The organism is Ereboglobus luteus (assembly GCF_003096195.1).
Taxonomy (GTDB): Bacteria; Verrucomicrobiota; Verrucomicrobiia; order Opitutales; family Opitutaceae; genus Ereboglobus; species Ereboglobus luteus.
The window spans coordinates 468330-479479 of record NZ_CP023004.1 but is presented as its reverse complement, the minus strand read 5'-3'; the positions used below and the strand labels follow the sequence as shown (position 1 = coordinate 479479).

The window sequence follows — 11150 nt, the reverse complement described above, 5'->3', positions numbered from 1 at the left end:
CAGCAAAGAGAATGAAATTTTTTTAGCCACAAAAAGGCACAAAAATAATCTCCACCTCGGCTGAAATTTTACGCGCGCCTATAGGCGCCTCGAAGCGTTGAATAGCCGGACGGAATTTTTGCGCCTTTTTGTGGCTAAATGGATTGGTTGTTTGAGTGTTTTTGCGCATGGGAGCATCATACGCTTCAGAGGTGAACTTTTCGGGATTGCTTGTAGATACGGAAAGGAACTCCATGCCCTCTGTGTTCCTTCTTCTCAATGAAGCGAAGAAGCCAAAATTTAAAAAGCACATTTGTTTTCGTCAAAATATAAATACTTTTTGTATAAAACGCAGAAAATAAAAACGAAAACCGCAGTGATTTCGGCCATTCGATGATGGTGTTTCAAAAGCTCCGGCTGAAAGAAACTTTAATCGCTGGTGTGCGTGAATATAAGCGCGACTGAAATTGGCGCGCACATGCGCGATGTGTTAAAACACACCCCGTTTAACCCATTGTATCTTGTTTTCGGGTCTTTGTTTATCCGCGCCCGTTCCCGTGTGAAGACCCCTCTTGTAGCCTGTGTAACTTGAGCCATTTTGACCCGCTGGGTTTGGTTTGTGGATATAATATAAATACATGACACTGTTTTTATATATAAGTCCCGTGAATAAACCCGCGCACCGGTCATGAAATTGTGTGTTTATAAAAACATAAATACACACAAATTATTAAAGTAAAAAGTATGCGAATTTCGTTGAATTCCCGACGTAAATGAATCCCTGTTGCATTATATAGCGTTCCATTTCGGTCTTCCGCAAACGGATCACTAGACATCGAAAACTGCATGAAAAGTAAAATATCTATTAAGACACGTTGGTTGGTTCGCGAGTCGTTTCAGGTCGCCGGCATTTTCGCCGTTCTGCTGTCTGCTATCTTTGCCGGGCATCTGTCCGCGCAGCCGACGAGCATTCAGTCCGGGACCAAATACGATATTCCCGCGGCAGGGGAATACGTCCTTTCCGGCGTGATCATAGGCGGGGGCATAAGTGGGTCGATGACCGGTGTGACGCTTGACATTTCCGCGGGCTCGCTGGTGTCCTCCACCTTTTCCCACGCCGTGATTTTTGAAGATGGCGGCGCCGTCATCAACAACGCCGGCACGATCAAGTCCACGGCGATTTGGTCGGCTTTTGGTGTTTATTCCCGTGGCAATTCCTCGTTCATCAACAACACTGCCACAGGGGTGATCGAGGGAATCACCAACGGCGTGTTCTTGCACGGCGGGGGCACGATCACAAACGCCGGTCTCATCAAAAACACAAACTCCGGTGAATATGGCATCAACTCCCAGCGGGGCGCGGTGACGATTACGAACAATGGCGGCACCATCCAAGGGGGGCAGGGCGGCATCAAGCTCACCAGCGGGGGCACGGTGACAAACACCGGGGCGATCCTCAGCACAAGCAGTAATTACAGTTCCAGCAGCCATGGCATCTATGCCGACAGCGCCAGCGTGCTCGTCATCAACGGCTCCACCGGTTTGCTGCGAGGCACCTCCGCCGGCGTGACGTTGAGAGCCGGGGGCACCGTGATCAACTCCGGTTCGATCATCAACCCCGCCTACTACGGCCAGTCGGCCAACGGAGTTTCCACCGGCGTTTCGCCCGCTCTGGTCATCAACAACGCCACCGGCGTGATTTCGAGCATCCGCGCCGGCGTTCAAATGACGGGCGGCGGTGAAATCGTCAACGGCGGCGTCATCAAGGGCGGCGAAAACGCGATCACCAATTTGAGCGCGCCCATATTGGTGACCAACACCGCCGGCGGCCTCCTCTCGGGCGGCGACAGCGGCGTCTGGTTCCAATACGGCGGCACGCTGTCCAACAGCGGCACGATCATCGGCGAGCGTTACAACGGCGTTTATGCGCACGGTGTCGCGGTGGCGATTTCTAACAACGCCGGCGCCCTCATCCACGGCGCCGAAATTGGCGTCCACGCGCTGGGCGGCGGCACGTTCGCGAACAGCGGCACGATCATCGGCGATACGGTGAGCGGCATCACCAGTTGGTCTGACGCCATAATCACGAACGACGCGGGCCTGATCCGGGGCGGCATAGCCGGCGTCTCCCTGTATGCCAGGGGCGAGCTGACGAACACCGGCACCATCATCGCCACGGGCCGCCCCGACGGGGCATACGCCTTTGCCGTTGACATCGCGGACGAGGCGACCGTCTCAAACATCGGCGGTTTGATTGAGGGCGCCGATGCCGGCATCATCATGGTGGGCGGCGGCACGTTCACAAACAGCGGCACCATCAGCGGCGTGACGGACACCGGCCTCGCCGCCCTGTTCGACACGACCGTCACGAACACGACCGGCGGCGTGATCCGCGGCGGCGACTACGCCATCTATCTGGACGAGGGCGATGACGGGGACGCGGTGCACAAGGTGAATCTCTGGAATAGCAGCACGCTGGTCGGGCAGCTCTTCATCGCCGGTGACGACTCGCAACTGGTGCTCAACGGCGCGTCCGGCAGCGAAACCGCCTACACCTCGGCGGTCATCGGTCCCACGACTTTCACCGGCACACTGGTCAAGCAGGGCGCGGGCTCGTGGATAATGGACACGGACGACCTCGACATGCTCTCCGTCGATGTGCGCGAAGGCAGCCTGGCCGTCGCGTGGGATGTCACCCAACTCAAGGACGCCACCGTGAACATCGAGTCCGGCGCGACCCTCGGCGTGCACGCCACCACCGACGCCACCGTCGCCAACACGCTCACCGGCGACGGCTTCATAAACCTGCGCAACACCGGCGACGCGCAATCAGTCACCTTCAGCCTTCAACCCTCCAGTCCTTCAGCCCTTTCCTTCACCGGCACAATCGGCGTCGGCGGAGGCGCGCGGACTTCCAAGTTCAATTTCAACGACACCGCGGAAACCGCCCTTGCCAACGCGACCCTCCAGCTTGCCGGAAATTCCGAAACCACACTCGACGCCGATCGCACCATCGGCGGCCTCGACCTCGCCGGCGGCACCTTCATCGTGAAAACCAACACGACCTCCGGCATCGAGCCCCACACGCTCACGGTAAAAACGCTCTCCGTCAGCGAAACCGGCCTCGCCGCCGCGACCAAGATCGGCGTCGACACCGATGTCCTCTCCGGCATCAACCCGCCCGCGCCTCCGGGTCACGGTCTCAACGGCAACATATTCGACATCGACGTCGCCGCGCCCGATTACCTCCTGCACGAGCGCACCATCGTCCACTCCACCGAAAGCGGCCCGGCCGACGGCATCGCCTTTGAGCTTATCGACAGCAACGGCGCCCCGCTTCCCTCCGGCACCTCCACGCTCACCTATGGCCAAAACAGTGCCACGCCCGTTGGAAAAAACACCTACGGCTACAACGCCATCACCCAGGGCGGCGACATCCTGATCAACTACGGCCTCATCTCAATCGAGGCGCTCAGCGACGCCGAAAGCCTCGTCATCAATCCGGGCGACGCGCTCGACAACACACTCAGCGCGCAGCTCACCGGCACCGGTTCGGCGGGCTTCACCTTCACCGGCAGCCGCACCATCGTCCTCGGCCACGACGGCAACGACTACACCGGCGAGACGCTCATCACCGGCTCCGCCACGCTCACCACCGCCGGCGCATCCAACATCATCGCCAGCAGCACGAAAGTGACCATCACCGCCGATGCCGCCTTCGATACCGCCGGCACAAGCCAGACCCTGCGCAACCTCTCCGGCGCGGGCGCCATCCACATCGGCGCCGGCGCGATCAACATCATCAACAACACCGACGGCCTCGTCTTTTCCGGCACGATCGACGGCGCCGGCGCGCTCACACTCACCGCCGACAGCGTCCTCACGCTCACGGGCGACAACACCCACACCGGCGTCACGACAATCGAAACCGGCGCGCACCTCCGGCTCGGGGCGGGGGAGGGCGGCGGCGCTTCCGGCATGATCGCCTCCGCCACGGTCGCCAACTCCGGCACGCTCACAATCAACCGCTCCGGCAACATCACCCACGCCGGCGCGATCATCGGCTCGGGCGACCTCGTCCAGCGCGGCAGCGGCACCACCACGCTCACCGGCGCGAACGCCCTCACCGGCAAACTCGTCGTCGAAAACGGCGCGCTCCAAATCGGCGACGGCGCGGCAAACGGCTGGGCTCCGGACACCGCCATCGCCGCCGACGCCACCGTCGCGGACGCCGCCTCGCTCATCTTCAACCGCTCCGACCTCGTCACCTACGCCGGCGTGATCGACGGCGCGGGCGACATCGCCGCCATCGGCAACGGCGTCGTTGTGCTTGAGAAGGCGCAACGCCACACCGGCGCGACCACCGTTAAAAACGGCACGCTGCGCCTCGCCGCCGAAAACGCCATCCAGACGAGCCGCGGCATCACGCTCGAAAACGCCGCGCTCGACCTCGGCAACAAATTGCAAACCCTCCAAAACCTCCATGCCGTCGGGGGCGCGATCCACTACCACACACCCGGCTCGAACGACGCCACCTACACCACGCTCACGATAACCGGCAACTACACCGGCGAAACGACGAGCCACATGAACGTCGACCTCGCCAACAAACAAACCGACCGCCTCATCATCAGCGGCAGCGCGGACGGCGCGCACCACATTGTGTTCAACAGCCTGAACGACAGCCGCCCCTACGACCCGGGCTTCAGATACGCGCTGCTCGTTGTCGATTACGAGCACGGCGCGCCCGTGTTCACCTCCGACGGAATCGAGTTCGGCATGACCACCTACGAGCTCCACAAAGGCGACGGCGGCGCGGTCATGCCCGACACCTCGGCCTATTACCTGACCGCCGGCAACTCCATCAGCCGCGGCGGCGACGCGATCCTGAGCACCGCCGGCGTGATGACCGCCGACCTGCACTACGGCCTCGACAACGTCCACAAGCGCATGGGCGACATCCGCGTCAACATGCCGGGCGGCATTCGCGCCCCCATGCCGGGTGACTACCTCAACACGCTGGGCGACCGCGCAAGCATACCGCATGATCGGGGCACCCCGTCGCGCGACCGCGGCAGCATCTGGGCCCGCGCCAACACATACCGCCTCAACACCGATTCCCAATTTGGAAACAGCCGCGTCAAGCAGGACACCTACGGCCTCACCGTTGGCGCGGACAAAATCTTCACCATTAAAAACGCGATCCTCATGGCCGGCGTTCACGCCGGCATGAACTACAGCGACCGCTCCTTCGAGGACCTCGGTCACAAATACGGCGACGGCAACAGCACGATCCTCGGCGGCGGCCTCTACGCGCTCTGGATTCACGACGCCGGCTGGTTCATCGATTCCGTGCTTCGCCTTGACCGCTCTGAAAGCGAACTCAACGCGCGCGGCGTTGACGGCTACCTCTCGCACGGCAAATACAAAAACAACATCCAGGGCATCTCGGTTGAAGCCGGGCGCCGCTTTATAAACGGCCGCTACTGGGTGGAGCCCTCGGTGCAAGCCGCCGTCGCCTGGATCAACGGAACCGACTACACCATGAGGAACGACCACCACCGCGACATCCACGTGCGCATCGGCGATGCCGACTCGTGGCAATACACCGCGCGAGTCCGCACCGGCGCCACCTTCGCCCGGTGGAATCCCTACATAAAATTCGGCGTCGTCAAAAGCGACATCAGCGGCGGCAAGGTCCATGTTGAAGGCCGCACCCAGAGCCCCGGTTTTGAAGGCTGGCGATTGGAAACCGGCGCGGGCGCGGGCTACCTGATCAACGAGCAAAGCCAGTTGTATTTGGATTACGAATACAACAAGGCCCCGCACTACGAGCGCCCCTGGAGCATAAACCTCGGCTACCGCCGCGCCTGGTAACGCGGCGCGCTCACGCGACGCCGTATTTCACGCCCGCGAGCTCCAGCCATTTGTCCAGCGCCGCCGCGTTGCCGAGCGAGTCGGCCCAGCTCATCTGGCCCGCCTCGCGCCTTCCCGCGGCCACGCACTCCGCCACGACATCGGCCTCAAGCATGTATTCACTTTCTTGATACGGCAGCGCGATCTCCTCCGCCGCCGCGTCCGGACGGTGCAGCCACATGCGGGCCCGGCCGCCCTCGTTGCGCGACGGGGTCCACGGCTCCACGACATGCAGCCAGCCCTTCGTGCCGTAAATGCGCGCCGTGTTTTGCTGTTGCACGCTCGTGGAGCACGACACCTGCGCCACCATGCCTGTTGAAAATTTCAAGGTCGCCGCCGCCCACTCATCGACGCCCGTCTGCGGATGCGTGACGCCCGTCCCGTTGATTTCCACCGGATCGAGGAACACGCTCCCTTTTCCCTCCGCCGCGCCCGCGACAAAACGCGAGAGCGAAACCGGATAGCATCCCACGTCCAGAATCCCGCCGCCGCCCAGCCCGTTACTCCAAACGCGGGATTGCGGATCAAAGGGGCGATTGTAGCCAAAGGCCGCCTGCACCATGCGGACCTCGCCCAGCGAGCCATCGCGAATCAACTCCGCGATCCTCGCCGTCTGCGGATGGCATCGATACATGAACGCCTCCATCAAAAACACCCCGTGCTCGCGCGCCGCCGCGATCATTTGCTCCGTCTGCGCGCGGTTCATTCCCATCGGCTTCTCGCACAGGATATGTTTTCCCGCCCGCGCCGCCTTGAGCGCCCACTCAAGGTGCATCGGATGCGGGGTCGCGATATAAACCGCGTCCACCTTTGCGTCCGCCAGCAGCGTCTCATAGCTGTCGTGCGCGCGGGCGATGCCAAATTTCTCCGCAAACGCCCGCGCCGTCGCCCCGCTCCGGCTTCCGACCGCCACCGCGCGCCCCAACTTTGACGCGGCCAGGCCGTTTGCAAATTTTTCCGCAATCCGCCCCGTCGCCAAAAGTCCCCACTTGAGATGTTGCGTGCTCATGTCATACGAACGTTTTTCCAAAACTAAAAAACGCAAGCCCGCATACCATGTCCCACGACTTTGAAACAACACACGAACGCCGCGGCACCGACTCGCTGAAATGGCAGAAATACGCCGGCTCCGACATCCTCCCCATGTGGGTCGCCGACATGGATTTTCAAACTTCGCCCGCGATTGTCGAGGCGCTGCGGCGGCGTGTCGCGCACGGCATCTTCGGCTACGCCCACGCCACGGCCGATGAAACCGCCGCCGTTGTCGAGGCCATGCAAGCGCGCTACGGCTGGGCGATTTTTCCGGAATGGATTGTCTGGCTGCCCGGCCTCGTCTGCGGCCTCAATGTGGCTGCGCAGGCCTTCGCCGGCCCCGGCGACCAAATCCTCTGCAACACGCCAATCTACCCGCCCTTCATGACTGCCGCGACCAATTCCGGACGCCGCTCGCTCGCCGTTCCCCTCGCGCTCAACAGCGCCGCGCGCCGCTGGGAAATCGACTTCGACGCCATGGAGCGCGCCGTCGTTGCGGGCAATGGCAGCGTGAAGATTTTCCTCCTCTGCAATCCCCACAATCCCGTCGCGCGCGTTTTTCGCCGCGAGGAGCTTCTGCGTCTCGCCGAGTTTTGCCTGCGCCACAAAATCGTTCTCTGTTCCGACGAGATCCACTGCGATCTCGTTCTCGACCCGGCGCTCCCGCACATCCCCGCCGCCACGCTCGCGCCCGAGATTGCCGCCTGCGCCATCACACTCATGGCGCCGAGCAAAACCTACAACATTCCCGGCCTCTGCACCTCGTTTGCCATCATCAGCAACCCAACGCTTCGCGCCACGTTTCAGCGCGCCGCCGCGGGCATTGTCGCCGAGGTCAACACGCTCGGTTATGCCGCGTGCGCCGCGGCCTATCGCGACAGCGAACCTTGGCGGCAGGAGCTTCTCGCCTACCTGCGCGGCAACCGCGATCGCGTTCGCGAATTTGTCGCCGGCGAGCTTCCCGGCGTCACCATCGAGGCACCGCACGAGGCGACCTATCTCGCATGGCTCAACGTCAGCGCGCTCAAGCTCGAAACCCCCGTCGCGCATTTTGAGAAGCACGGCGTCGGCTTGAGCGACGGCGTGGATTTCGGCTCGCCGCGGGGCGCTCATGTCCGCCTCAATTTCGGCTGTCCGCGCGCCACGCTCGACGAGGCCCTGCGACGCATGAAGGCGGCGCTGTGACCGCGTTTCACCCGCGGGGCGCACCTGCGCGCATTCTCAACACACAACGCGAAGGCTCGCAAAGCGCATTGGTTTCGCGCAAGATTTCCACAGCATGGAAACACTCCGCATCATAGGCATTGTCATCGGCGCGGTCATTTTGGCCGGCGTGATTGTCGGCTTCAGCGGCTGCGCCAACAGCGTATTCTATTATCCAACCCGCGATGTTTACGGCACGCCCGGCAAGAAAGGCGTCGCTTATGAGGCCGTCACCTTCAAGAGCCGCGACGGCACCAAGCTCTCCGGCTGGTTCATGCCCGCCGTCGTGGACGGCGCCGCCGATGCGCGAAAGGCGAAGGGCACGGTCATCCATTACCATGGCAACTCGCAAAATATGACCTCGCATTGGGAATTCGTGGGCTGGCTGCCCGCGCGCGGTTTTAACGTGCTTGTTTTTGACTACCGCGGTTACGGCGCGTCGGAGGGGCGCGCGACACAACGCGGCTTGTTTGAGGACTCGCAGGCCGCGCTCGACTACGCGCGTTCGCGCCCCGACGTGGACGCGACCAGGCTCCTCGTGTTCGGGCAAAGCCTCGGCGGCACCCACGCCATCGCCGCCGTGGGCGCGGGCAACCGCGAGGGAGTGCGCGCGGTCGCGCAGGAGGCGACGTTCTACTCGTATGCGCACATCGCAAACCAGAAGGTGCCGGGAGGCGGCTTGCTCATCGGCAACAAGTATTCGGCGGGCAAATACGTGGCCGCGCTTCCGCCGATCCCGCTGCTCATGATCCACGGCACGGCCGACAATGTCGTGCCGTATGAAAACGCCACGCGCCTGTTCGCGGCGGCGAGGGAGCCGAAAAAGCTGATCACGATCAACGGCGGCAGCCACATCGACGCCATGACCGAGGCGCAAGGCAATGTTTACCGTGACGAACTGGTGCGGTTTTTCGATGAAGCGTTGAAGTGATTGCGGGGCTTTTTTGCATCAATTTTTACACCATTGGCAATTGACCGGCATTTGGGCCGTGGCATTGTTTTGTGCATTCTTCGTAACCCCGCGCATCTGTTGTCCAAACTTATGAAAACAAAAACCCTTCACTTTGCCTCGTGCCTTTTTGTCAGCGCGCTTGCTTTTGCGCAGCTCCACACACCGCTTCGAGCCGCCGCGCCCGAGCCTTACATCGAGGGTTCGCGCATGGGTTACCAGCTCGAAAACCAGAGCCTTAACCTGGCCGTGGTGCTTCCCGCCGGGAACCGTTATGCGACAACCGAATCGGGCGCGCCGAATCCCGATTACGCCACACTCACGGACGTTTATTGGGAACGCTCGGAAGACAATGGCGCGAGCTGGCACAGGGTCGGCAGCGTGCCGGGTGACTCCAATTTGCATTCGAGTGGTTCCGCCAACCCGCTCACTCTCCTTTCGCTCCATGCGGGCATGACCGGCTGGCAATATCGCGCCACCGTCACCATTTCCCACGATAACGGCAGCTCCAGCGCCACGCGCACCGCCGTTTCGGAAAAACTCAACGTCAGGAAATCCATCCTCGTTTGTCCGGCGTCGCTCACCTTTGACGCGTCCGGCAATCTCTACGTCGCCGACATGCTCGCGCACGCCATCCTGAAAATCACGGACGACAGCAAGGTTACCGTTTTCGCCGGAAGCACGGAAGGCGACGCGGGAATGACAAACGCCACGGGCACATTCGCGCGTTTCGAGTATCCGCGGGGCATCGCCTATCACAGCGGCACGGTCTACGTTGCCGACGCCGGCAACAACGCCATCCGCGTGATCGCGGCTGACGGCAAGGTCTCGACGCTCGCCGGTTCGCCCGGTCTCGCCGTCGATTATCTGGAGGGCACGGGCACCGGCGCCCAGTTTGATTACCCGACCGCGCTCACGGTTGATGCGTCCGGCAATGTCTACGTGGTCGATTCGGGCAACAATGTGATTCGCAAAATAACACCGGCGGGCGTCACTTCACACGTTGCGGGGGAGTATTATAAATACACCGGTGGAGGCGTGACGGGAACCACGAGTTGGGGGTCGAGTGGTGTTCTAAACATAGCCACGGGGACGGACTCATTAATTAACGGGACTTGGCCGTCTCTCGGCTCAACTGGAACGCTGATCGTCAACGGAAGCCTTAACGGGGGCTTGCACATCGGAATCATCGGCTCGGGGACGGTGATCACAAGCATAGGCAGCTTGGGCGGATGTGTCATCAGCGGAAGCTCGATATGGAACGGCTCTCACGCCATATCCTCGCCTGAACCTGAAACCGAATACGCCGAGTCACTCTATCGCTTCAGCGGCGCGATGGGGATCACGCTTTCTCCCGATGGCCGTTCGCTCTATGTCGCTGATTCCGGCAACAACGTCATCACTTCCGTGAGGCTTGCAGACGGCAATGTCGCCACGCTGGATCTCAATCTGAATGGTGTTCCTGGTGACTTTCTTGCCAACGACTACACCAAGCCTACCAGCCCCGCCGGACTGCGTTTCGACCGTGCCGGCAACCTCTACTTCGCCGACGCCTACAGCTCGCGTATTGTGAAGGTGGCATCCTCCGGTTCCGCGCAGGCCATCGCCGGACTTTCCAACTGGCTGTGGATAAGCGGTTCGGCTTTGCAGACGCTTTACTTAAACAGTTTTCAAGACGGAGCCAATACCGAGGCGCTCTTTAACATTCCTTCCGATGTCGCCGTCGGTGGCAATGGAAGCATCTATGTGGCCGATTCCGAAAACGCGGCGATTCGTAAAATCACGCAAAGCGGCACGACGGTCACTGTGAACACTCTCGTGCTCACCGCCGCGCCGATTTCAACCGGATCAACAGGTGGCGAAAATGTCACGGTCGGCGAGTCTTCCTCCGGCGGCGGTGGTGGCGGCGCGCCTTCGGCGTGGTATCTGCTCGTGCTCGGCGCGCTTGCGGCGGCACGCCTGCGGCGCAAGTGAAACACGAGTCGGCGCCCGCTGGCTTTTGAATTTCGGTAGGGCGTGCTCGCCGAGCGCGCCGAGACTGACGGGAGACAAATGCGGCGGCCTCGGCGAG

6 protein-coding genes are annotated in these 11150 nt (G+C 61.5%); 4 read left to right on the top strand and 2 right to left on the bottom strand.

All coding sequences use genetic code 11. The features are described from left to right. Positions 1 to 22: 22 nt before the first annotated feature. A complete protein-coding gene (locus CKA38_RS15195) occupies positions 23 to 235 on the bottom strand; it encodes a hypothetical protein (RefSeq protein ID WP_152032615.1) in 213 nt (70 codons plus the stop codon). Between the two features lie 590 nt (positions 236 to 825). Here CKA38_RS15195 and CKA38_RS01850 point away from each other — a divergent pair. Next, positions 826 to 5856: an autotransporter outer membrane beta-barrel domain-containing protein gene (locus CKA38_RS01850; RefSeq protein WP_108823979.1), complete on the top strand. Its 5031-nt coding sequence runs from the start codon at positions 826 to 828 to the stop codon at positions 5854 to 5856. Between the two features lie 10 nt (positions 5857 to 5866). Here CKA38_RS01850 and CKA38_RS01845 read toward each other — a convergent pair whose 3' ends face one another. Beyond that, complete coding sequence (locus CKA38_RS01845) at positions 5867 to 6904, bottom strand: Gfo/Idh/MocA family protein (RefSeq protein ID WP_108826353.1); 1038 nt, start codon at positions 6902 to 6904, stop codon at positions 5867 to 5869. 47 nt (positions 6905 to 6951) lie between these two features. Here CKA38_RS01845 and CKA38_RS01840 point away from each other — a divergent pair, with 47 nt between their 5' ends. From CKA38_RS01840 to CKA38_RS01830, 3 genes are all read left to right on the top strand, one after another. Continuing rightward, positions 6952 to 8112, top strand: a complete 1161-nt coding sequence (locus CKA38_RS01840) for a MalY/PatB family protein (RefSeq protein WP_108823978.1) — start codon at positions 6952 to 6954, stop codon at positions 8110 to 8112. Positions 8113 to 8206: 94 nt separating this feature from the next. Then, on the top strand, positions 8207 to 9061 hold the full coding sequence (locus CKA38_RS01835) for an alpha/beta hydrolase (protein ID WP_108823977.1): 855 nt from the start codon (positions 8207 to 8209) through the stop codon (positions 9059 to 9061). 111 nt (positions 9062 to 9172) lie between these two features. Beyond that, entirely contained in the window at positions 9173 to 11053 is a 1881-nt protein-coding gene (locus tag CKA38_RS01830) for an NHL domain-containing protein (protein ID WP_108823976.1), read from the top strand. Positions 11054 to 11150 lie beyond the last annotated feature (97 nt).

Coding starts and splice junctions, on each gene's coding strand:
- CKA38_RS01830 (WP_108823976.1), top strand. CDS start 9,173: ATGAAAACAAAAACCCTTCACTTTGCCTCGTGCCTTTTTGTCAGCGCG.
- CKA38_RS01850 (WP_108823979.1), top strand. CDS start 826: ATGAAAAGTAAAATATCTATTAAGACACGTTGGTTGGTTCGCGAGTCG.
- CKA38_RS01835 (WP_108823977.1), top strand. CDS start 8,207: ATGGAAACACTCCGCATCATAGGCATTGTCATCGGCGCGGTCATTTTG.
- CKA38_RS01840 (WP_108823978.1), top strand. CDS start 6,952: ATGTCCCACGACTTTGAAACAACACACGAACGCCGCGGCACCGACTCG.
- CKA38_RS15195 (WP_152032615.1), bottom strand. CDS start 235: ATGGAGTTCCTTTCCGTATCTACAAGCAATCCCGAAAAGTTCACCTCT.
- CKA38_RS01845 (WP_108826353.1), bottom strand. CDS start 6,904: ATGAGCACGCAACATCTCAAGTGGGGACTTTTGGCGACGGGGCGGATT.